The organism is uncultured Sneathiella sp., assembly GCF_963973085.1.
In the GTDB taxonomy this organism is placed as follows: Bacteria; Pseudomonadota; Alphaproteobacteria; order Sneathiellales; family Sneathiellaceae; genus Sneathiella.
Genome location: NZ_CAXAXA010000001.1, coordinates 825,638 through 846,873, shown reverse-complemented (window position 1 = coordinate 846,873; position 21,236 = coordinate 825,638). Strand labels below are relative to the sequence as shown.

The window sequence follows — 21,236 nt, the reverse complement described above, 5'->3', positions numbered from 1 at the left end:
TTTTTTACTTGTTTTGTATCTATTTTCCTCTGTGAAACCCGCTATTTTCCAGCCGTTTGGCATTGACTTCCATAAAATCCCATGATATTCCGGTTTTTATCCATGACATGCCAGAAACGCTTGTTTTTACCGGTCGATGCCGGATTTTCACAAGGAGCGACGGGGGCAATTGGATGATTTTGGTTTAAGGGGGATTTTGGCTGCATGGCCCTGTTTCTGTCCACATATGTAAACAAGGTCGACAAGAAGGGGCGGGTTTCCGTTCCCGCGCGATTTCGCGCCGTCCTTGCTTCAAAGGGCTTTGACAGCGTTGTCCTTCTGCCAACCGTTAATGGGGATGCTATTGACGCATGCGGCATGGACGTGATGGAGCGGTTGTTGGAAAAAATTGGCGGCTTTGACCCTCTCTCTGAAGATCGTGAAAGCTATGCCGACGCGCTGATGAGTGACGCGATTGAATTACCGATTGACGGCGACGGAAGAATTATGGTGCCCCTTGAAATGCTCGAGGACGCCGGAATTGACGGCCAGTGCGCATTCGTCGGGCGTGGCGACAGTTTCCAGCTTTGGCAGCCCGCCGCATTTGAAGTTCGCAAGAAGCAGGCTCGTACCCGTGCTGCCAACAAGCGCGCAGCAAGCACTGGGCTTGGCTCGGAAGGAGGGGGCGATGACTAAGCAAAACGCTCCCCATATTTCCGTACTCCTCCGGGAGGTTCTGGATATTCTCGCGCCGAAAGACGGCGGCGTTTACGTCGATGGCACATTCGGTGCCGGTGGATACAGCCGTGCCATTCTTGAATCAGCGGATTGCAAGGTCTTTGGTATCGATCGTGACCCCCTTGCAATCTCAATTGGTCAGGAAATGGCAAAGGAATTTGCGGGCCGGCTGGTCATGATTGAAGGTTGCTACGCGGATATGGAGACACTTTTGTCCAGCCTCGGCGAAGGTGCGGTCGACGGCATTGCGCTCGATATTGGCGTGTCTTCCATGCAGATCGATGAAGCTGAGCGTGGCTTTTCCTTCATGCGTGAGGGGCCGCTTGACATGCGGATGTCCGGTAAAGGCCGGACGGCGGCAGAGGTTGTTAATGAAGAATCTGAAGCAGAACTCGCCAAGATTATTTTTGTGTATGGCGAGGAGCAAAGATCACGTGCGATTGCACGTGCAGTAACCGAAAGGCGCGAGTTGGCGCCTTTCAAGAGTACAGTTGAGTTAGCGGAAGTGGTGGCTTCGGTTGTTCGTCCAACAGGAAAGGGCATACATCCGGCGACGCGTACCTTCCAAGCGTTGCGTATAGTAGTAAATGATGAACTTGGGCAGCTGGTCAAGGGTCTGGCCGCATCCGAACGATTGCTTACTCCCGGCGGTCGTTTAGCGGTTGTATCTTTCCATAGTCTTGAAGACCGACGCGTGAAAAAATTCCTGTCAGCAAGGTCTGAAGGGCGTGCCAGGCCGTCTCGTCATGTTCCTGTCTCGGACGAGGGGCCAGCTCCCACTTTCAAGCTTATCAAGCGCGGTGCCTTCAAGGCCCGCGCAGACGAACTAGCCGTTAACCCGCGTTCGCGATCGGCCCGCCTGAGAGGGGCAATCAGGACATCGGCTCCCGCTTGGACGGAGGCGGCATGAAACTAAACCTGACAGTTTTGACGTTGGTGCTGTTTGCGGTGGTTTCCTATGGCCTTTACCAGCTTTCCTATGAAGTGCAGGAGCTGGAAAAAGACCTGAAGTCACTAAACGTAAATATCGCCGAGAATAAAGAGTCTGTCCGTATCTTGAAGGCGGAATGGACCTATCAGAACCGTCCTGACGTATTACAGACGCTCGCCACTAAGTATTTGCCATTGTTGCTAATTGCTCCATATCAGGTGGCGTCTGTTGGCGAGGTGCCCTATCCGCCTGTGGACCCGGAGCAATATTCCGTGCCGGTCCCGCGCCATAATCCTCGCCGAGATTATTCTCCGGTTGAAAGGATGCCGACAGGGCCACTCCAGTTGGCAACCTTCACACGAGCGGGGAGTTTGCAATGAGCGAACTGACTTGGCTCACTAAGTCACCTCGCCCACGCATCTCGTTGACGACACCCCTCGGCCATAAAAATCTGGAAGATCGTCACAAGCCATTGCGCCTTGATGGCAGTGCGAAGGAGACGCTGGAGCAGGGGCGGAACCGTCTTGTCATGGCAGGCGTCATCTTTGCGTTCTGTTTTGTTATCCTGGCAGGCAGGCTCGTCGGGCTTGCGATTAGCGGCATTGGTGAAGAAGAGGCACCGACTGCCGATACCGATATTTCGCGGCCTGTCGCAATGGTCGAAAACAAGCGCGCTGAAATCCGCGATCGCAACGGTGTTTTGCTAGCGACAACGCTTACAACGGCATCTTTATTCGCTGAGCCGAAAAAGGTTATAAACCCTAAGGAGCTGGCAGCAAAGCTGACAACGGTTCTGGACGATTTGAGTGAGGCGACAATCCTGAGCAGGCTCGCTTCTGCCCGTAATTTTGTCTGGCTTAAGCGTAACCTGACCCCGTCGCAACAATATCAGGTGAATGCGCTTGGTATTCCCGGCCTGCATTTCCGCTCGGAGGAGAAAAGATTTTATCCCATGGGCGCGCTGGTCTCCCATGTGATGGGGTTCACTGACGTGGATAATCACGGAATTGCTGGGGTGGAGAAGTATTTCGATGCGCAACTTGGCGGATCGGAGGATAGCCCAGCGCAGGATTTGTCGCTTTCCATTGATGTGCGCATTCAGCATGCGCTGAGGGACGAACTTTCCCGCCATATGTCGGTTTTCCGGGCGATCGGAGCGGCAGGCATGGTGATGGATGTCAAAACCGGTGAGATCCTCGGAATGGTATCCCTGCCAGATTTTGACCCGAACCGGCCGAGCGATTTTTCCGGCGATGCCAAATTTAACCGGATTACCCTTGGCGTTTATGAGATGGGATCGACCTTTAAGACTTTTACTACGGCGATGGCTCTCGATTCCGGCACCGTTGGTCTAAAAGGTGGATATGACGCGACAGAACCTATTCGCAAGGCCGGCTTTCGAATTCGGGATGATCATCCCAAGAAACGTTGGTTGTCGGTTCCGGAAATCTTCATGTACTCATCGAACATCGGCGCCGCGAAAATGGCTGACGAAGTGGGACCGAAGAACCATAAGGCATTTTTGGCGAAACTCGGGTTGCTCGACAAGCCATCGCTTGAAATTCCGGAGATCGGTGCCCCAATTTTGCCGCCAAGATGGAATAGTCTGGAGACCATGACGATTTCTTTTGGTCACGGGCTGTCCGTCAGTCCCTTGCAACTGAGTACGGGGATCACGGCGATCGTTAATGGCGGCGCTTACATTAACCCGACGGTGATCCGTCGTGATAACATGAAGACATCACCGGTACGTCAGGTCATTCGCGAGGAGACGTCCAGCATCATGCGGCGCTTGATGCGACTTGTTGTTGAAAAGGGAACTGGCGGCAGGGCGGCTGCGGAAGGTTATCTCGTCGGCGGCAAGACCGGCACCGCGGAAAAGGCCGTGGGTGGGCGTTACAAGCGCGATGCTCTTATTGCGTCCTTCGTGAGTGCGTTTCCGATGAATGATCCACGCTATGTGGTCTTTGCCATGCTTGATGAGCCGAAAGGGAATGCGGAGACCCATGGATTCAGGAGCGCTGGCTGGACGGCGGCTCCGATTGTTGGGCGCCTCATTTCCCGTATCGGTCCGATATTGTCGATTTCTCCTGTTAACGAGGAAAGCGAAGCCGTTCAGAAGGCGATGTTTATTCCCATCTACTCACGGGAGAAGAAACTTGCGTCTTTCTGAGTTGATGAAAGGGCGGGATGTGCCCGTGGTTCATGATAAACATATAAAGGGACTGACCGCAGACAGCCGTATGGTTGAGCCTGGCTTTCTCTTCGCGGCGCTTTCTGGAACCCGCGCCGATGGACGTGAGTATATTGAAGAGGCGGTGAACAAAGGGGCCGTTGCCATTCTCACGGATACGGCATACGAGCCCGAAGATTGCAGCCTTCTTTGTTTTCGCGAGGAAAATCCGCGCTTGATTCTTGCCCGTTTGGCCTCTCGTTTCTATGGGGCCGAGCCTGAAACAATCGCAGCGGTGACCGGGACGAATGGTAAAACCTCTGTCGCTTATTTTACCCGCGCGCTCTGGGAAGCTATGGAATTACCGGCCGCAAGCATCGGGACGCTTGGGGTTGTCATGCCAGAGAAGATAATTCCGCTCGGCTATACGACACCTGACCCGGTCTTGTTGCACAAAACCTTGACCTATCTGGTCGGTCACGGCATCCAGCATGCCGTTATCGAGGCGTCAAGTCATGGGCTCGATCAATATCGTCTGGATGGCGCACGTATCAAATCCGCAGCGTTCACCAATCTGACACGGGATCACCTTGACTATCATCCGACATCGGAAGCTTATCTGAACGCGAAACTGGGGCTTATTTCACGGGTTCTGGATCGCACGGGAACAGCGGTGCTGAATGCGGATTCGGAAGTTTATCCCACCTTTTTGCGGACCGCGAAGAACCGCGGAGTCAAAATCATCTCCTATGGCCGTGAAGGCGAAGAAATAAAGCTCGTTGATGTCGTGCCGGAAAGCGCAGGCCAGGCCATAAAAATTGATGTCTTCGGAACACGCCATGACATCATGCTGCCGCTTGCCGGTGAATTCCAGGCCCTGAACGCGCTCTGTGCGCTCGGTCTGGTGATCGGAGCGGGCGGTGATCCGGTCGCTGCAAGCAAGGCGCTTTCGAATATAACCAACGTGCCGGGCCGGCTGGAACTTGTCGCACAGCTTTCAAACAATGCGGCGATCTATGTTGATTACGCGCATTCACCGGATGCCCTTGAAACGGTGCTGGAGGCAGTCCGTAGCCATGCCAAGGGTAAAATTCTTGTGGTCTTTGGGTGCGGCGGAGATCGGGACAAGGGAAAACGCGCGGAAATGGGCCGCATTGCCGGACTTTATGCGGACCATGCCATTGTCACAGATGATAATCCGCGAACCGAGGATCCTGCCTTGATCCGGGCCGAAATCATTGTTGCCTGCCCAGATGCTTTGAATATTGGAGATCGGTATGCGGCAATTGAAGCCGCCATCAAAGAATTGGAATCCGACGACATCCTCGTTGTCGCAGGCAAAGGGCACGAAGAGGGGCAGGTCATCGGGACCGAAACGATCCCTTTTAACGACAAAAAGGCTGTGCTGCAGATTGTGGCGGCGCTAGGGGGCGGCAATGGTTGATACACCGCTCTGGGAAGGGACCGACGTAATCTCCGCCGTTAACGGCAAGGCGACGAACGACGATTGGAAAGCGACCGGCGTTTCCATCGACAGCCGGTCCCTTACGGCTGGGGACTTGTTCGTTGCAATCGTTGGTCCTGTTCATGACGGCCATGAGTTCGCGAAGGTAGCCCATGAAAACGGAGCAGCCGCGCTGTTACTGAGTCGGGTGCCAGAAGATCTGCCGAAAGATGCCAAAGTTGTTATGGTGGATGATACGCTGCGGGCGCTTGAAGAACTTGGCGCCGCCGCCCGCAAAAGAACAAAGGCCCGGATCGCAGCAGTGACGGGTAGCGTCGGCAAGACAGGAACCAAGGAAGCACTCTTGCATATCCTGTCGCGACAGGGAAGAACCCACGCCAGCGTCGGCAGCTTCAATAACCATTGGGGAGTTCCCCTTTCCCTTTCCCGGATGCCGGTGGACACTGAATTTGCTATTTTCGAACTGGGAATGAACCACCCCGGCGAACTGGGCCCTTTGTCCTGTATGGTCCGCCCGCATGTTGCCATGATCACCACGATTGAGGCCGTGCATCTTGAGTTTTTCCCTGATGTCGAGGCTATCGCCCGCGCAAAGGCGGAAATATTTGAAGGTTTGACTTCAAGCGGTTCGGTTATTCTGAACGGAGACAACAGCTATGGCGGCTTATTGAAAAGCATTGCGGCCAATGCCGGAATCACGCGGATCCTGACATTCGGGGAGAAATCCGAGGCAGATGTCCGCCTGACTGATTTTACTCTCTATGCGGATTATAGCGATATGGCGGTCAGGATCGCGTCACATGAGGTGTTTTTTCGCCTCGGTGTGCCGGGGCGTCACTGGGTGAGCAATGTTCTCGGGGTGCTTGGGATGATTAGCGAGCTCGGCGCAGATATCGAGCAGGCTGCCGAGACACTCGGTGACTTGCGGTTGCCGAAGGGGCGGGGAGAGCGCCATATGGTGCCATGCCCTGACGGCAGCTATATGGTGCTGGATGACAGTTATAATGCAAGTCCGGCGTCCATGCGGGCATCGCTTGAGGTGCTCCATACTCTTTATCCTGACGGAAAAGGGCGGCGTATTGCTGTTCTGGGAGACATGTTGGAACTTGGCGACAAGTCCGCAGATATTCACCGCAGCCTTAAAGAAGATGTTTGTGCCGCGGAGGTAAACATCCTCTTTACGTGCGGTCCCAATATGACGCATTTAACGAAATCCATGCCAAGCTCGGTCACAACATATCATGCGATGACGTCCGAGGAGTTGATAGAACCGTTGCTGGAAACGGTAGGCGCCGGGGATATTGTGTTAGTGAAGGGGTCGCTTGGAAGCAAGATGAGCGTGCCGCTTGAGGCATTGCTTGCCAGACGACCTGCGGTTTTGGTCGCCGCCGAACAGAGGGGGCGCTGATGCTCTATAACTTCCTATTTCCGCTGGCAGATGATTTTGCTCTCTTTAATCTCTTTCGTTATCTGACATTTCGAACTGGCGGAGCAGTTATGACGGCGCTCCTGATCAGTTTTATCTGTGGCCCCAGCGTTATCAGGTGGCTGAAAAGCAAGCAGCATCGCGGACAGCCGATCCGTGACGACGGTCCGCAAAGCCATATCATCGCGAAACAGGGTACGCCGACGATGGGCGGGTTCCTGATCCTTCTGGCATTGGCGATCAGTACGCTTCTCTGGGCGGATTTAAGTAATATCTATGTCTGGGTTGTATTGTTGGTCACCATCGGATTTGGTGCGATCGGGTTTGCCGATGATTACTTGAAGGTCAGCCGTCACAACACGCGGGGCTTGCCAGGAAAGCTAAAACTGCTGTTGGAGTTCATCATTGCCGGTTTGGCCGGTTATGTGGTGATGATGAGTTCGCCAGTTGATATCTCCGGTGTCCTGACAATCCCGTTCTTCAAGAATGCCATTCTTAATCTCGGCTGGTTCTATATTCCGTTTGCTATATTGGTCACAGTTGGCGCGGGGAACGCAGTTAATCTGACGGACGGGCTGGATGGTCTCGCCATCGTTCCGGTGATGATCGCTGCCGCCTCTTTTGCCTTGATTGCCTATCTCGTCGGCAATGCTGTTTTCTCCAACTATCTGCAGATTCAATACGTTCCGGGGTCCGGCGAACTGACTGTTTTTTGCGGGGCCCTGATCGGAGCAAGTCTCGGATTCCTCTGGTTCAATGCCCCGCCAGCAATGGTTTTTATGGGAGATACGGGTTCGCTTGCCATGGGTGGCGCCCTTGGCTCCATCAGCCTTGTGGCGCGTCACGAAATCGTTCTGGCCATTATCGGAGGGCTTTTCGTACTTGAGACGATTTCAGTCATCGTGCAGGTGGCATCCTATAAAATGACTGGGAAGCGGGTATTCCGCATGGCGCCGCTGCATCATCATTTTGAGCAAAAAGGCTGGGCGGAGCCGACAATCGTCATCCGGTTCTGGATCATCGCTGTCATCCTTGCCCTGGTCGGCCTTGCATCGTTGAAGTTGAGGTGAGGGATGATGCACAGCCACGCATATCAGCATAAGAATATCGCCGTTTTTGGACTTGGTAAAAGCGGTCTGGCGACGGCACGTCAGCTTCATCTTGGGGAAGCCCATGTATTCGTCTGGGACGATGACGAAGCGCGCCGTAAGGCGGCGCTTGACGCCGGGCTGACCGTTCAGGATCCGTTCCAACAAAGCTGGCCCGGGGCAGAAGCGCTGATATTAAGCCCAGGTGTCCCTCTCACCCATCCCGCACCTCACCCTGTTGTCGAACTCGCCAAAAAAGCAGGCGCGTCGGTGATTGGCGACGTGGAAATTTTTCTGCAGGAGAAGGAGGCTGGCCGGATCATCGGGATTACGGGAACGAACGGCAAGTCGACGACGTCCGCCCTTATCCATCATCTGTTGAGCAAAGCCGGCAAGTCATCCGCACTTGGCGGGAATATCGGCACGCCGGTTATGGATCTGCCGGAGCTCGACGAAGATGGAAACTATGTTCTTGAGCTATCATCCTATCAGCTTGATCTCACGCCCTCATGGCATGCGGACATTGCGGTATTACTGAATATTACGCCAGACCATCTGGATCGCCATGGTGATATGGCAGGATACGCGGCGGTCAAGCGGCGGATTTTTCAGCGCCAGAATGAGGATGATGTTGCGATCATTAACATTGATGATCCACTTTGCGAGCATATTGCGACCTGTCTCGCCATACATGGCGAAGGACGGATAATTCCTGTTTCGACAACCACGCCGGTTGATAGCGGGGTTGCTGTTATTGACGGCCGTCTGGAGGATCGATCCTTCGGCGATCAATCTTGGACGATGGATATTTCAAAGATTGGTTCTCTGCGCGGCCGTCATAACTGGCAAAATGCGGCGGCAGCTGTTGCTGCAGCGAGGAGTGCGGGGCTGACGTCCGATGAAATATGCGCTGGGCTCTTGTCATTTGGAGGTCTACCCCACCGGATGGAGGAAGTTGGCCGCTGGAATAATGTCCTGTTCATAAATGATTCCAAGGCCACAAATGCTGAGGCGGCCGAGAAGGCGCTGACCAGCTTCGATAATATTTTCTGGATTGCTGGCGGCCGGGAAAAAGCTGGCGGGATAACGGCTCTTGTCCCTCATTTCGGCCGTATTCGTGAGGCATTCCTGATTGGCGAGGCGGCCGATAATTTTGAATCCACGCTAAAAGGCAAGGTGCCTGTCCGCAAATGCAATGAGCTTGAAGACGCGGTTCGTCAAGCAGCGGATGCCGCGTTTCGGTCTGGGTATAGGGAGGCAATTGTCCTGCTGTCTCCGGCTGCGGCAAGCTTTGATCAGTTCGAGAGTTTTGAGGCGCGCGGCGATGCTTTTCGTGCCGCCGCAAAACGATTGATAGGAGAGGCGGCATCATGACAACATTTACGCGCCTCGACCGTTCCGTCGTTGGAAGTTGGTGGTGGACAGTTGATCGCTGGACTTTGGTAGCTGTTGGTCTGCTGGTCGTCATGGGCGGCGTCATGGTTCTCGCGGCAAGTCCGGCGATTGCCGCCCGCCTGAACCTCGATAATTTCCATTTTGTTCGCCGTCAGTTCATGTATTTACCGATGGCGGCAATGATCATCTTTGCGATTTCGTTGCTGTCCCCGTTGTGGGTACGGCGGCTGGCAGTTGTCAGCTTCGGTGTTTTCTCGCTTCTAACCATTGCGACGCTTCTGGTTGGCCCGGAAGTCAAGGGCGCGCATCGCTGGTTGCAATTCGGCAGCTTCACCTTGCAGCCAACGGAATTTCTCAAGCCGTCTTTTGCGGTCGTCGCCGCCTGGATGTTTGCGGAACAACGGCGCAGCGATGAAATTCCTGGAAACCTGATTTCGATCCTGCTGTTTGTTTTTGTGATCTCCTTGCTGTTGCTGCAGCCTGATGTCGGTATGAACCTCCTGGTTTCAGCCGTGTGGTTTGTGCAATTTTTCCTGGCGGGTCTTCCGATTATCTGGGTGGTAATGTTCGTCGTTGTTGGCATCGTCAGCGCGGCGGCGGCCTATAGTTTGTTTCCTCATGTGGCCAGCCGGGTTGATCGTTTCCTTGATCCTTCGGGCGGCGGAAACTACCAGATTGAGCGCGCGATGGAGGCGTTTCAGACGGGCGGTTTCCTCGGTGTGGGTCCCGGGGATGGTTCGGTAAAGCGGCAACTGCCAGATGCGCATACGGACTTTATCTTCGCCGTGCTAGGCGAAGAATTTGGCGTGGTTGTCTGCCTTCTCGTCGTTGCAATTTTCGCCTTTATCGTCCTGCGCGGATTCAGCCGACTTCTGGAAGAGAAGAACTTTTTTGTGGTTCTCGCTGCGGCCGGTTTGCTGACCCAGTTTGGTCTTCAGGCCGTTGTGAATATCGGCGTTAATTTACGCCTGATGCCGACCAAAGGCATGACATTGCCGTTTATCTCCTATGGCGGCTCGTCGATGTTCGCGCTGGCCCTTTTGATGGGGATGCTGTTGGCACTGAGCCGTCGTCGTGCGGGCACAGGGGAACTAAAATGACGGTGGCGGTAAAGAAAAATATCGTTCTTGCGAGTGGCGGTACGGGGGGACATATCTTCCCGGCCCGCGCTCTTGCTGAAGAGCTGACAGCACGCGGATTTGCTGTCACCCTGATAACGGACGGTCGCGGCGAAAAGTTCGAGCAGCTGTTTCCGGGGGTTAGCATTCTGCAGGTGAAAGCTGGCTCCCCGTCCGTTCGCGGCATCGTTGGCAAGATCAAGGCGGTTGCATCACTGATTATCGGCTTTTTTCAAGCCCGTCGTGCATTGCGGCGTCTTAAGCCGGCGGTTGTTGTCGGTTTTGGCGGATATCCCTCAATGCCACCTGCCGCGGCGGCGGCGAGCCTTGGCATTCCATTACTTTTGCATGAACAAAATGCGGTTTTGGGACGCGTGAATAAACTATTGGCAAATCATGCGCGTATTATAGCGACTTCCTTCGACCATACCGAGAGTCCGGATAATGAGATTGCCAACAAGATGATTTATACGGGTAACCCTGTTCGCCGTGCGATCCTGCCGTTGTTTGGCAAGCACTATGAAAGCTTGACGCCGGAAGGCGAGATCAAGCTCCTTGTCCTGGGCGGAAGTCAGGGTGCGACAATCCTGTCTGAGGTTGTGCCGACAGCACTCGCGGCGCTTCCCGAAGATCTGAAATCACGGCTTCACGTAACCCAGCAGTGCCGTGCAGAAGACCTCGAGGCTGTCCGTACAGTATACAGCGGCGCAAATATCGACGCTAATCTCTCTACTTTTTTTGACAATGTGGCGGAACTATTGGGCGAATGCCATCTGGCAATCACCCGTTCGGGCGCGTCAACATTGTCTGAACTGACGGTGGCTGGCCGCCCCTCTCTGCTGGTGCCCTACAAGCATGCCATGGATGACCATCAACGGAAGAATGGAGAGAACGCTGTAGCGCGCGGTGCCGCCCGATTGATCCTGCAAGATAATTTTACGGTAGAGGAGGCGACACGCCAGTTGACCTATCTTCTCCGCCATCCGGACTGCTTGTCCGTTATGGCTTCGGCGGCATCCAGTCTTGGCGAAATTCACGCCGCTGAAAAACTTGCAGACCTTGTGGAGGAATGCAAACCGGCGAATAGCGACAGCAAGAATAGTGGAAAGGCCGCGGCATGAGAACGTTACCGCTAGATATGGGCCTTGTGCATTTTGTCGGAATTGGCGGCATCGGGATGAGCGGCATTGCGGAGGTTATGCATACGCTCGGCTATCAGGTGCAGGGTTCCGACCTCTCCGCCAATGCAAATGTGGAGCGCCTCCGTTCCTTGGGGATTACCGTTCATGAAGGCCACGATGCGAAGAATCTCGGGGAGGCGCAGGTGGTTGTGATTTCCTCGGCGGTGAAGGCGGATAATCCGGAAGTGCGCGAAGCGCGCGATCATCTGATTCCTGTGGTTCGCCGCGCTGAAATGCTGGCGGAATTGATGCGCCTCAAATGGGCGATTGCCGTGGGCGGCACGCATGGAAAGACGACAACAACCTCAATGCTGGCAAGCCTTCTGGATGCTGCCGGTATGGAACCGACGGTAATCAATGGCGGCATCATCAATGCCTATGGGACCAATGCCCGGCTTGGAAATGGGGAATGGATGGTGGTTGAGGCGGATGAGTCCGACGGTAGCTTCACGAAGCTGCCCGCCACAATCGCCGTCGTAACGAATATCGATCCGGAGCATCTTGATTTCTATGGGGACTTTGACGGGGTGCGAGATGCATTCCAGACCTTTGTGCAGAATATTCCTTTCTATGGTTTTGCCGCGGTCTGCATTGACCATCCGGAAGTGCAGGCGCTTATTGGACGGATTTCGGATCGCCGCCTCGTTTCCTATGGCACATCGCCGCAGGCGGACTATCGGGCAACAGACATCCGCTTTTCCGATGGCCATGCGCATTTCAACGTTGTGATAAGCGATCGCGTAGAAAGTGAATCCCGTTTGATGGAGGGCTTTGAGCTGCCAATGCCGGGGAATCATAATGTGATGAATGCCCTGGCGGCCATTGTTGTCGGCAGAGAGATGGATTTCTCCGAAGCGGATATCAAGAAAGGCCTGCGGGCGTTTGGCGGCGTCAAACGGCGTTTCACCAAAACCGGGGAGGTGAACGGCGTGGCGATAATTGATGATTACGGTCACCATCCCGTGGAAATAGCCTCCGTTCTGTCGGCCGCACGTCAAGCCTATGACAAGAAGATCATTGCGGTGGTTCAGCCACATCGCTATTCCCGCCTTCACGACCTGTTTGAAGAATTCTGCACCTGCTTCAATGACGCCGATACAGTTATCGTTGCGGATATCTATGCCGCAGGGGAGGCGCCGCTCCCGGGGATCGACCGCGATCATTTCGTGGAAGGCTTGCGCGCGAGAGGGCATCGACATGTAATCGCCCTTGAGGGGCCGGAGGCATTAGCAGAAATAATCAAGAATATTAGCCATCCTGGCGATGTTGTCGTCTGTCTTGGCGCCGGTTCCATTTCGACTTGGGCGAACAACTTGCCGGGTGAGCTTGACGCCCTGTCAGGCGGGAAAGGGGAAAGGTGAGCATCATGTCTCCTTCAGCTCCGGAAATAAAAAAGTCGGTCCGCCTGATGGACAGGATGCCTGCCGTTCGGGGTCGCCTTCGCGAGAATGCCGACCTTGGAAAGGTGACGTGGTTCCAGGTTGGCGGCCCGGCGGATATATTATTCAAGCCCGAAGACGAGGCTGATCTCGCGGGTTTCTTGAAAAACCTGCCACGAGATATACCGGTTTACGTCATTGGAGTCGGTTCTAACCTGCTGGTGCGTGATTCGGGTGTGCGCGGTGTTGTTATCCGGCTTGGGCGGCATTTCGCGAAAATCAATAATGATGGCGAAAAGCTGATCGTCGGCGCGGGCGCCCTTGATGGTCATGTCGCGCGATTTGCAGCTGACGTAGGACTTGAGGGCGTGGAGTTTCTAAGCGGCATTCCAGGAGGCATCGGCGGAGCGTTGCGTATGAACGCCGGAGCCTATGGGGCGGATATCTCGGAGATATTCCTGTCGGCCGTAGCCTATGATCGTGACGGCGAGCGGCATGAGCTGACATTGAAAGATATGGGTTTTTCCTATCGCCATACGGATATTCCGAAGGACTGGATTTTTACCCAAGCCGTCTTCCAGCTTTCATATGGCGACAGGAACGAGATTCTTGGCCGTATGGCGGATATCTCGCGCAATCGGGAAGAGAGCCAGCCGATCAGAAGCCGTACCGGGGGTTCTACATTTGCTAATCCACCCGGCAAGAAGGCGTGGGAATTGATCGACAGCGTCGGCGGGCGCGGCTTGACCATTGGGAATGCCATGGTCTCCGAAAAGCACTGTAACTTCCTGATTAATAAAGGCGCCGCGCGGGCGACCGATCTTGAGGCTGTCGGTGAAGAGCTGCGCCGACGGGTCTTTAAAACGCATGACGTGTTGCTGCGATGGGAAATTGTCCGCCTTGGAGCCGGTGGGAAGAAATCGGAAGGAAAGGCGTTATGAAACATGTCGCTGTGTTAATGGGCGGCTGGTCCGCTGAGAGGGAAGTGTCGATGAACAGCGGCCTTGCCTGTGCTGAGGCGTTGAAGAAAAGCGGCTATCAGGTAACCCCTGTCGACGTCGGGCGGAATATCGCGGAAACCTTGAGCGAGATAAAGCCGGATGTCTGCTTTAATGCGCTGCATGGCCGCTATGGGGAAGACGGCTATATTCAGGGACTGCTTGAAATTATTGGCATTCCCTATACCCATTCGGGCGTTCTTGCCTCGGCCCTTGCCATGGACAAGCCGGTTGCCAAATCTCTTTTTGTACAAGCCGGAATTCCCGTTGCGGACGGTAAAATCCTGACGCGTCAGGAAATTCAGGACGGGGCAACCTATCCAAAACCCTTCGTGGTCAAACCGCTCAATGAAGGGTCCAGCGTCGGTGTGACGATCATTCTCGAAGAAGAGAATATGAGCCTTCAGGATTTGCCTTGGACATTTGGTGAGGAGGTACTGGTAGAGACATTTATTCCCGGCCGGGAAATTCAGGTCGCCGTCATGGGGGAAGCCGCACTTGGTGCCGTTGAAATTCGCCCCCTCGGGCGATTCTACGATTACGAAGCCAAATATACCGAAGGTAAAGCAGAACATCTGATGCCCGCTCCGCTCAGTGAAGCGGAATACGCGGAAGCCCTGCGCCTTGCCTTGCTCGCGCATCAGACTCTCGGATGCCGGGGGGTCAGCCGAAGCGATTTGCGTTTCGATGATACCGGTGAGGGGGCAGGTAAATTCTATATGCTGGAGACGAATACCCAACCCGGCATGACGTCGCTCAGCCTCGTGCCGGAAATTGCCGGTCATTCCGGCATTTCCTTTGAAGAACTGGTCAGTTGGATTGTGGAGGATGCCTCATGCGACCGATAACCATTGATCGGGACGATCGCGTGGATCCGCGCGCCCGTCCAAAAAAGTCATCTAAGAAAGGCGGATTGTTCAAAACCATGTTTGGCGGATCGAAGAAGAAGCCCGCAAAGCGAAAGGCGGAACCCCGGCTTTCCTCTGGCGGAGCCTTTTCGCGCCTTGGCGGGATGTCAGTCCAGATAGGCGATCGGATCAGCGCATCTTTCCGTCAGGAAAAGCCAAAGCGGGGAGGGCGACGCAAACCGGTGCCAGCCTGGCGCAAACCTGCATTGATCTGTGGCGGCGTCTTGCTCATCGCCGTGATCATCGGCGGCATTACAAACTTTATGGTTCGCACTGAGGTACTAGAGAGATCTGCAGCATGGATTGATGAGCAACAGCAATCGCTCGCTGAGGTTTTCGGACTGACGGTTCAGGAAGTCAGCGTGATTGGGCGTGACAAGGCTTCAGGGCAGGATATTCTGAAGGTGCTCAATGTGAAGCGCGGCGACAGCATACTCGGTATTGACCCGGAGGCCGCGCGGGAGCGGCTGGAAACTCTGGGATGGATTGAAACCGCCTCCGTGATGCGTCGGTATCCTGATGAAATCTTCATCGAAATAACGGAACGCCGCCCCTATGCCCGCTGGCAGATTGACGGGAAGACTGGCGTTATTGATCGAACCGGTGTGGTTGTTTCAAAAAAGGATGAAGCAGCGTTTCGCTATCTGCCAAGAGTCGTTGGACCCGGGGCAAATATGCATGCAGCCGAACTGTTCGACATGCTGGTACAGACACCGGAACTCTTTACCCGATTGGAAAATGCTGTGCGCATCCGGGATCGCCGGTGGAATCTGGAATTCGAGAATGGGGTCACGGTTTTGCTGCCCGAGAAAGGGACGTTGCAGGCGTGGAAGCATCTCTATCAGATTCAGGTCGAGCAGAAAATCCTCGACAAGGATGTGGTCGCGATCGACCTGCGGGCCAGCGACCGGACATATGTACGGCTGAAGGAAGATTCGGCAAAGCTTCGGCGGCTTGCCGGGAATGATGCGTGAACATCGAATGACGGAAAAGAACAGACATAAGATGGAGCAGTTGGAAAGTTAATGGCAGCGGGACGTAATGGACCTTTGGCGGCACTGGATGTCGGTTCGACAAAAGTATGCTGTTTTGTTGCGCTTGAAGAAGCAGGGCGTCTTCGTGTGACCGGAATCGGACATCAGGTCAGCCGGGGATTGCGCGCGGGCGGTATCACCAACATGGAAATGGCCGAAGAAGCGATCCGCTCGGCTGTTGATGCGGCGGAGCGCATGGCGGGAGAGACAGTCCGTGAAGTCTATCTCGGGGTGTCGGCTGGAAAGCCCGCGTCACAGACGGTTGATGTGGAAATGTCCATTGGCGGGCAGGAAATCACGGAAAGGGATTTGCAGCGCACTCTGAAGGAAGCCCGCGCGAGCTATCAGCCCGAAGGACGGACCGTCGTTCATGCGTTGCCGGTGGGCTATACGGTCGATGGCAATCGCGGCATTCGTGATCCGCGTGGCATGTACGGCGAAAGTCTCGGCATCAGTATGCATATGGTGTCTCTGCAAAACAGCCATATGCGAAACCTCGCCAATTGTGTGGAACGTTGTCACCTCGGGGTTGCCGGCATGGTTGCTGCGCCTTACGCCTCGGGCCTTGCATGCCTGGTCGAGGATGAAATGGACCTTGGAGTCACAGTGATCGACATGGGCGGCGGGTCGACGTCTTTTGCGGTCTTTTATGATGGCGAGATGGTCTATAGCGAAGTTATTCCGGTCGGCGGCGGCCATGTAAGTAACGACATTGCGCGGGGACTTTCTACGACACTCGCCAATGCTGAGCGTATGAAAACATTGTATGGCAATGCTCTGGCCAGCCCGGCGGACGAAAAGGAAATCATCGACGTCCCCCTGATCGGGGAGGCCGATCATGATGTTGCCAATCATGTGCCGCGCTCGATGCTGGTCGGCATTATCAAGCCGCGCCTTGAAGAAATCCTCGAGCTTGTCAATGACCGCTTGGTAGCATCCGGATTTAACAAAGTCGCTGGACGCCGGGCCGTGTTGTGTGGTGGGGCTGCTCAGCTTGCCGGATTGCAGGAACTCACTGCGCGCGTTCTCGACAAGCAAGTCCGCATGGGTAAACCTATCCGTGTTAAGGGACTGGCGGATGCAACAGATGGCCCCGCCTTCACGACAGCGGCCGGACTATTGTCATACGCCGTTCGGGAAAGATTTGATGAAGGTATCAAGATGTCGGTGGCGGAAAAGCCGCCTAAAAACCGGTTTCTGAGAGTCGGAAACTGGTTCAAGGACAATTTTTAGGCATAAAAATGCATAAAAATTGTCAATATAGTGAGAAGTAGGGTTTCATTAACCACAATATTTGGTATTAATTAGCTGTTCGTCAGCGTAACCAAGGAGGAGAGTACCGTGAGTATCAATTTGTCAGTGCCGGAACAGTCGGAGTTGAAACCAAAAATCCTGGTATTGGGCGTCGGAGGAGCTGGCGGTAACGCGGTGAACAACATGATTTCCTCTGAACTTCAGGGGGTAGAGTTCGTCGTCGCCAACACAGATGCACAAGCCTTGAAGCAGAGTTTGGCTGAGCGACGTATTCAACTTGGAGCTGAGCTGACGGAAGGCTTGGGCGCTGGGTCGAAGCCGCATATCGGCGCCGGCGCTGCTGAAGAGGCAATTGAAGAAATAACTGGCCACCTTGAAGGGGTGCATATGTGCTTTATTACCGCCGGGATGGGCGGTGGAACGGGCACAGGCGCCGCGCCAGTCGTTGCGCGCGCAGCCCGAGAAAGAGGCATTCTGACAGTTGGTGTTGTCACAAAGCCCTTCCAGTTTGAAGGCAACCACCGGATGCGCATTGCAGAAGAAGGCATTGATGAACTGCAACGGTATGTGGATACGCTGATCATTATTCCGAATCAGAACCTGTTCCGGATAGCGAATGAGAAAACCACTTTTGCCGATGCATTCAACATGGCGGATGAAGTGCTTCATTCCGGTGTTCGCGGCGTCACCGACCTGATGGTCATGCCGGGCCTGATCAATCTTGACTTCGCTGACGTGAACACGGTCATGAATGAGATGGGCAAGGCGATGATGGGCACCGGCGAGGCGAGCGGTGAAAATCGCGCGATTGAGGCAGCGGAAGCCGCAATCTCCAATCCGCTTCTGGATGATGTGTCCATGAAAGGCGCGCGCGGGGTTCTCATCAATATCACTGGCGGCATGGATCTTACCTTGTATGAACTGGATGAAGCCGCGAACCGCATTCGCAGTGAAGTCGATCCGGAAGCGAATATCATTGTCGGGTCAACTTTCGACACCGAAATGGAAGGCCGGATGCGGGTGTCAGTTGTTGCAACAGGCATTGACGCTCTGGAGGTTCATAAAGCCAACTCACCGAATGTCACATCGCTTCTCTCTGTAAAGGGTGAAGGAAAGGCAGCTTCTTCCGGAGCAAGGAATTCTGGTGAGGCTGCAGGCCCTATGGTTCCGGCCGCGGCGGCAGTATCTGCATCAGGTTTCGGTGCGAGCATACCGGGCGGTAATTTTTCCGGTCAGCCGGTCGCGCAAGGCTCTGATGCGGAAGAGAGTTCAGAAAATATGGAAATGGGATCTACTTCCACAGATAACTCAATAATTCACGGCAATCTTGCGGTTGATCGGGAACGGGATTTGCTTTCTGACATTGATGAAGAAATGGAAGAAAGCGAGCATGAGCCCACGGAGACCGAAGGGCGGGACAGCCCGTTTGCGGCGCCGCCAGCGATCAAAGTAGATAAAAGCCCGGAGAAGCTGGTTAATCCGGACGCACAGGAGATTCTTTCCGACGCGGCGGGCGGCAAATCGAAGAAGCGCGGTCCAAGCCTGTTCGAACGCATGACCGGGGTTAGCCGTTCCTTCAAGAAAGATTCCGTGAAGGAGGACGCATCTGCTCCTGTCCGGCGTGAGCCGACGACAAGCCGGGCGGCGACGCCTCCCGCTCCGGCCCAGGCGCCGCAGCCGACTCGTAAGGAGCCGGTTTCTTCTGTCAAGATTGACCAGAAGCAGGAAGATGAGGATTTGCTGGACATTCCGGCGTTCCTGCGTCGCCAAGCGAACTGATTCCATCGTAGAACAACAAAAAAGGCATGGAACCGGGGGGTTTCATGCCTTTTTTGTACGCGGCGTATAAACGCCCGGGATACGTCTGTATTTATTGCACGTCGGGAGGCAACGCGGCTTTTAATCTAGAAGCAATCGCAGCCATGACAGGGTTTCGTGACGGTCGCAGGAGCGATGAGCATTTCCCGCAGACTCCGTAAGCTGCCAGCTATCAAAACCAAGAGACTATATCTATATCTGACCATCGTCCCAATTCCCTATGAAGTTACGAATACCAGCAAATATTACTTTGGCACGTCAGTATTTCCAAGAAAAAGGGGTGTGCGCCGCATCACAGCATGGTGCGAAAAATCTAATTCAGTTCCAATATCAGGGCCATTTCGCCTCTGGCGGCAGGGACATCAGAATGGCTTCCGTCTTTCCGCCGGTTTTGAGGCCAAAGGTTGTGCCCCTGTCATAGAGCAGATTGAATTCCGCATAGCGGCCCCTGCGAACAAGCTGATGTTCGCGCTGCTCAGCTGTCCATTCCTTGTTCATGTGCCGTCGTACGATCTCGGGATAGATATCGCGAAAGGCCTCTCCGACATCCTGGGTAAAGGCGAAGTCCTTCTCCCATTCAGTTTCCAGCCTGTCGTAGAATATGCCGCCAACGCCGCGCGGCTCGTTGCGGTGGGGAAGGAAGAAATATTCATCGCACCATTTCTTGAATCGTGGATAGTAATCCGGATCATGCGGATCACATGCGGCTTTCATTGCTGCGTGAAAATCCTGTGTGTCCTTTTCATCCGGATACATGGGGGTCAGGTCCGCGCCGCCACCAAACCAGCTGTTGCCGGTGACAATGTGGCGCGTATTCATATGAACCGCCGGGACGAGGGGGGATTGCATATGGGCGACAAGGGAGATTCCGCTCGCCCAGAACTCACCGGTCTTGTCGGTGCCGGGAATTGAACCCCGGAATTCTTCGGAGAACTGCCCGTGAACGGTCGATATATTGACCCCGACCTTCTCAAAGACCCGGCCTTTCATAACCGACATTTCGCCCTTCCCGCCGCCGGGTCGGTCCCAATGGGTCACTTCGAACCGACCGGGTTCCCGATCACTAAATGGTCCGGTCAGTTCACGTTCGAGAGACTCAAAGCTGTCCCGAATCTGATCTCTCAGCTCGCGAAACCACTCCGCCGCTTTTGATTTCCGTGATTCAGTTGTCTCGCTTGTCATAATTGCTCCGTCGTTTCAACAGATGGCAGGAAAGTTGAAAAATGGCCTGTTTGACGCAGGGCCTCGCCCAGGACCATAGCGGCAGACAACGCGACGTTAATGGATCGCATATTTGGCGCCATAGGGATGCAGAGGCGATGATCGGCCGCCTGATGGACATTTTCCGGTACTCCGGCACTTTCCCGGCCCAGCAACAAGATATCCGAATCTTCAAACATGAAATCCGTATAGGTCGCTTCTGCCCGCGTTGTCAGTAGTATAAGTCGGCCAGAAGACCTGTTTGTGCTGTACTCCTGCCATGAGATATGTCGCGTCACATCCGCCGCTGCCGCATAATCCATTACGGCTCTTTTCAGGTCACGCGCACCAAAAGGAAAGCCGCATGGTTCTATTATATCCACCGGAATGCCAAGGCATGCGCCAAGACGCAGCATCGTTCCGACATTGGGGGCAATATCTGGTTGGTAAAGTGCAAGTCGCATCTTGCCGTTGTACCGGGAGTATTGTAACAAATACAGAGAAAAAACCGCGCTTTATTGTCGCATATGACACGTTCGGACTGGACATAACGGCATTATGATGACAAAAAGCGGTCGCGGTAGAATTATTTTTTTAGGTTTCGGGGAAAGTAAATGACGACAACCACCCCTGTAGAAGAAAACGGCGTAAAGCGTCGCGATTTTCTATATATTGCGGCTGGCGGCCTTGGCGCTGTTGGTACGGCTGCGGCTATCTGGCCGTTTATTTCTCAAATGAACCCATCTGCGGACGTTCTTGCGCTTTCAACCACGGAAGTGGACCTGGAAGGTATCGAAACCGGGTCTGAAGTCACCGTTGTGTGGCAGGGCAAGCCGGTCTTTGTGAGGCATCGGACGGAAGAGGATATTGCCAGAGCCGAGGATGTGGACTTGGCGGATTTGCCGGACCCCGTGCCGGATGCGGATCGGGTGATCAAGCCGGAATGGCTGATCATGGTTGGCATCTGCACGCATCTTGGCTGCGTTCCGCTAAAGGGGCAAGGGGACTATGGTGGATGGTTCTGCCCTTGCCATGGGTCGCATTATGATACGTCTGGACGCATCCGTAAGGGGCCGGCACCACTAAATCTGGTCATTCCGCCTTACGAGTTCCTCGACGACAATAACATCAAGATCGGGTAGGGGGCCCCA

19 protein-coding genes are annotated in these 21,236 nt (G+C 54.5%); 17 read left to right on the top strand and 2 right to left on the bottom strand.

Annotated features, from left to right (window positions below; all coding sequences use genetic code 11):
* Positions 1–204 precede the first annotated feature (204 nt).
* From AACZ19_RS03985 to ftsZ, 16 genes are all read left to right on the top strand, one after another.
* A complete protein-coding gene (locus AACZ19_RS03985) occupies positions 205–675 on the top strand; it encodes a hypothetical protein (RefSeq protein ID WP_339631347.1) in 471 nt (156 codons plus the stop codon).
* Positions 668–1,627 carry a 16S rRNA (cytosine(1402)-N(4))-methyltransferase RsmH gene (gene rsmH / locus AACZ19_RS03980; RefSeq protein WP_339631345.1) on the top strand — a complete coding sequence of 320 codons (960 nt, stop codon included), beginning with the start codon at positions 668–670 and terminating at the stop codon, positions 1,625–1,627. The genes AACZ19_RS03985 and rsmH overlap by 8 nt, the downstream gene beginning before the upstream one ends.
* Positions 1,624–2,028, top strand: a complete 405-nt coding sequence (locus tag AACZ19_RS03975; protein ID WP_339631343.1) for a hypothetical protein — start codon at positions 1,624–1,626, stop codon at positions 2,026–2,028. The genes rsmH and AACZ19_RS03975 overlap by 4 nt, the downstream gene beginning before the upstream one ends.
* Positions 2,025–3,821: a penicillin-binding protein 2 gene (locus tag AACZ19_RS03970; RefSeq protein WP_339631341.1), complete on the top strand. Its 1,797-nt coding sequence runs from the start codon at positions 2,025–2,027 to the stop codon at positions 3,819–3,821. Before AACZ19_RS03975 ends, AACZ19_RS03970 begins: the two co-directional genes overlap by 4 nt.
* Entirely contained in the window at positions 3,808–5,265 is a 1,458-nt protein-coding gene (locus tag AACZ19_RS03965; protein ID WP_339631340.1) for a UDP-N-acetylmuramoyl-L-alanyl-D-glutamate--2,6-diaminopimelate ligase, read from the top strand. The genes AACZ19_RS03970 and AACZ19_RS03965 overlap by 14 nt, the downstream gene beginning before the upstream one ends.
* The gene (murF, locus tag AACZ19_RS03960) at positions 5,258–6,694 is read left to right on the top strand and encodes a UDP-N-acetylmuramoyl-tripeptide--D-alanyl-D-alanine ligase (protein WP_339631338.1); all 1,437 of its coding nucleotides are present in this window, start codon (positions 5,258–5,260) and stop codon (positions 6,692–6,694) included. The genes AACZ19_RS03965 and murF overlap by 8 nt, the downstream gene beginning before the upstream one ends.
* A complete protein-coding gene (mraY, locus tag AACZ19_RS03955) occupies positions 6,694–7,782 on the top strand; it encodes a phospho-N-acetylmuramoyl-pentapeptide-transferase (protein ID WP_339631336.1) in 1,089 nt (362 codons plus the stop codon). The genes murF and mraY overlap by 1 nt, the downstream gene beginning before the upstream one ends.
* Positions 7,783–7,785: 3 nt before the next feature.
* Entirely contained in the window at positions 7,786–9,174 is a 1,389-nt protein-coding gene (gene murD / locus AACZ19_RS03950; protein WP_339631334.1) for a UDP-N-acetylmuramoyl-L-alanine--D-glutamate ligase, read from the top strand.
* Complete coding sequence (gene ftsW, locus AACZ19_RS03945) at positions 9,171–10,295, top strand: putative lipid II flippase FtsW (RefSeq protein ID WP_339631332.1); 1,125 nt, start codon at positions 9,171–9,173, stop codon at positions 10,293–10,295. The genes murD and ftsW overlap by 4 nt, the downstream gene beginning before the upstream one ends.
* Positions 10,292–11,434, top strand: coding sequence for an undecaprenyldiphospho-muramoylpentapeptide beta-N-acetylglucosaminyltransferase (gene murG / locus AACZ19_RS03940; protein WP_339631330.1), 1,143 nt, complete (start codon positions 10,292–10,294; stop codon positions 11,432–11,434). Before ftsW ends, murG begins: the two co-directional genes overlap by 4 nt.
* A complete protein-coding gene (gene murC, locus AACZ19_RS03935) occupies positions 11,431–12,855 on the top strand; it encodes a UDP-N-acetylmuramate--L-alanine ligase (RefSeq protein ID WP_339631328.1) in 1,425 nt (474 codons plus the stop codon). Before murG ends, murC begins: the two co-directional genes overlap by 4 nt.
* Positions 12,856–12,860: 5 nt before the next feature.
* On the top strand, positions 12,861–13,814 hold the full coding sequence (murB, locus tag AACZ19_RS03930) for a UDP-N-acetylmuramate dehydrogenase (RefSeq protein WP_339631326.1): 954 nt from the start codon (positions 12,861–12,863) through the stop codon (positions 13,812–13,814).
* Entirely contained in the window at positions 13,811–14,719 is a 909-nt protein-coding gene (locus AACZ19_RS03925; protein ID WP_339631324.1) for a D-alanine--D-alanine ligase, read from the top strand. Before murB ends, AACZ19_RS03925 begins: the two co-directional genes overlap by 4 nt.
* Positions 14,707–15,753: a cell division protein FtsQ/DivIB gene (locus AACZ19_RS03920; RefSeq protein ID WP_339631322.1), complete on the top strand. Its 1,047-nt coding sequence runs from the start codon at positions 14,707–14,709 to the stop codon at positions 15,751–15,753. The genes AACZ19_RS03925 and AACZ19_RS03920 overlap by 13 nt, the downstream gene beginning before the upstream one ends.
* A gap of 51 nt (positions 15,754–15,804) precedes the next feature.
* Complete coding sequence (gene ftsA / locus AACZ19_RS03915) at positions 15,805–17,046, top strand: cell division protein FtsA (protein ID WP_339631320.1); 1,242 nt, start codon at positions 15,805–15,807, stop codon at positions 17,044–17,046.
* 108 nt (positions 17,047–17,154) lie between these two features.
* Positions 17,155–18,846, top strand: a complete 1,692-nt coding sequence (ftsZ, locus tag AACZ19_RS03910) for a cell division protein FtsZ (RefSeq protein WP_339631318.1) — start codon at positions 17,155–17,157, stop codon at positions 18,844–18,846.
* Positions 18,847–19,215: 369 nt separating this feature from the next.
* On the opposite strand, the gene hemF is transcribed toward ftsZ, so the two are convergent.
* Together hemF and AACZ19_RS03900 are read right to left on the bottom strand one after the other, a co-directional pair.
* Positions 19,216–20,067: an oxygen-dependent coproporphyrinogen oxidase gene (gene hemF / locus AACZ19_RS03905; RefSeq protein WP_339631316.1), complete on the bottom strand. Its 852-nt coding sequence runs from the start codon at positions 20,065–20,067 to the stop codon at positions 19,216–19,218.
* The gene (locus AACZ19_RS03900; protein WP_339631314.1) at positions 20,064–20,549 is read right to left on the bottom strand and encodes a tRNA (cytidine(34)-2'-O)-methyltransferase; all 486 of its coding nucleotides are present in this window, start codon (positions 20,547–20,549) and stop codon (positions 20,064–20,066) included. Before AACZ19_RS03900 ends, hemF begins: the two co-directional genes overlap by 4 nt.
* Before the next feature lie 150 nt (positions 20,550–20,699).
* Between AACZ19_RS03900 and petA the strand changes: the two genes are divergently transcribed.
* Entirely contained in the window at positions 20,700–21,227 is a 528-nt protein-coding gene (gene petA, locus AACZ19_RS03895; protein WP_339631312.1) for a ubiquinol-cytochrome c reductase iron-sulfur subunit, read from the top strand.
* The last annotated feature ends 9 nt before the right edge of the window (positions 21,228–21,236 follow it).

What these genes read in the sequence shown, in the direction of transcription:
- AACZ19_RS03985 (WP_339631347.1), top strand. Translation starts at nt 205, where the DNA reads ATGGCCCTGTTTCTGTCCACATATGTAAACAAGGTCGACAAGAAGGGG.
- rsmH (WP_339631345.1), top strand. Translation starts at nt 668, where the DNA reads ATGACTAAGCAAAACGCTCCCCATATTTCCGTACTCCTCCGGGAGGTT.
- AACZ19_RS03975 (WP_339631343.1), top strand. Translation starts at nt 1,624, where the DNA reads ATGAAACTAAACCTGACAGTTTTGACGTTGGTGCTGTTTGCGGTGGTT.
- AACZ19_RS03970 (WP_339631341.1), top strand. Translation starts at nt 2,025, where the DNA reads ATGAGCGAACTGACTTGGCTCACTAAGTCACCTCGCCCACGCATCTCG.
- murF (WP_339631338.1), top strand. Translation starts at nt 5,258, where the DNA reads ATGGTTGATACACCGCTCTGGGAAGGGACCGACGTAATCTCCGCCGTT.
- mraY (WP_339631336.1), top strand. Translation starts at nt 6,694, where the DNA reads ATGCTCTATAACTTCCTATTTCCGCTGGCAGATGATTTTGCTCTCTTT.
- murD (WP_339631334.1), top strand. Translation starts at nt 7,786, where the DNA reads ATGATGCACAGCCACGCATATCAGCATAAGAATATCGCCGTTTTTGGA.
- ftsW (WP_339631332.1), top strand. Translation starts at nt 9,171, where the DNA reads ATGACAACATTTACGCGCCTCGACCGTTCCGTCGTTGGAAGTTGGTGG.
- murG (WP_339631330.1), top strand. Translation starts at nt 10,292, where the DNA reads ATGACGGTGGCGGTAAAGAAAAATATCGTTCTTGCGAGTGGCGGTACG.
- murC (WP_339631328.1), top strand. Translation starts at nt 11,431, where the DNA reads ATGAGAACGTTACCGCTAGATATGGGCCTTGTGCATTTTGTCGGAATT.
- murB (WP_339631326.1), top strand. Translation starts at nt 12,861, where the DNA reads ATGTCTCCTTCAGCTCCGGAAATAAAAAAGTCGGTCCGCCTGATGGAC.
- AACZ19_RS03925 (WP_339631324.1), top strand. Translation starts at nt 13,811, where the DNA reads ATGAAACATGTCGCTGTGTTAATGGGCGGCTGGTCCGCTGAGAGGGAA.
- AACZ19_RS03920 (WP_339631322.1), top strand. Translation starts at nt 14,707, where the DNA reads ATGCGACCGATAACCATTGATCGGGACGATCGCGTGGATCCGCGCGCC.
- ftsA (WP_339631320.1), top strand. Translation starts at nt 15,805, where the DNA reads ATGGCAGCGGGACGTAATGGACCTTTGGCGGCACTGGATGTCGGTTCG.
- hemF (WP_339631316.1), bottom strand. Translation starts at nt 20,067, where the DNA reads ATGACAAGCGAGACAACTGAATCACGGAAATCAAAAGCGGCGGAGTGG.
- AACZ19_RS03900 (WP_339631314.1), bottom strand. Translation starts at nt 20,549, where the DNA reads ATGCGACTTGCACTTTACCAACCAGATATTGCCCCCAATGTCGGAACG.
- petA (WP_339631312.1), top strand. Translation starts at nt 20,700, where the DNA reads ATGACGACAACCACCCCTGTAGAAGAAAACGGCGTAAAGCGTCGCGAT.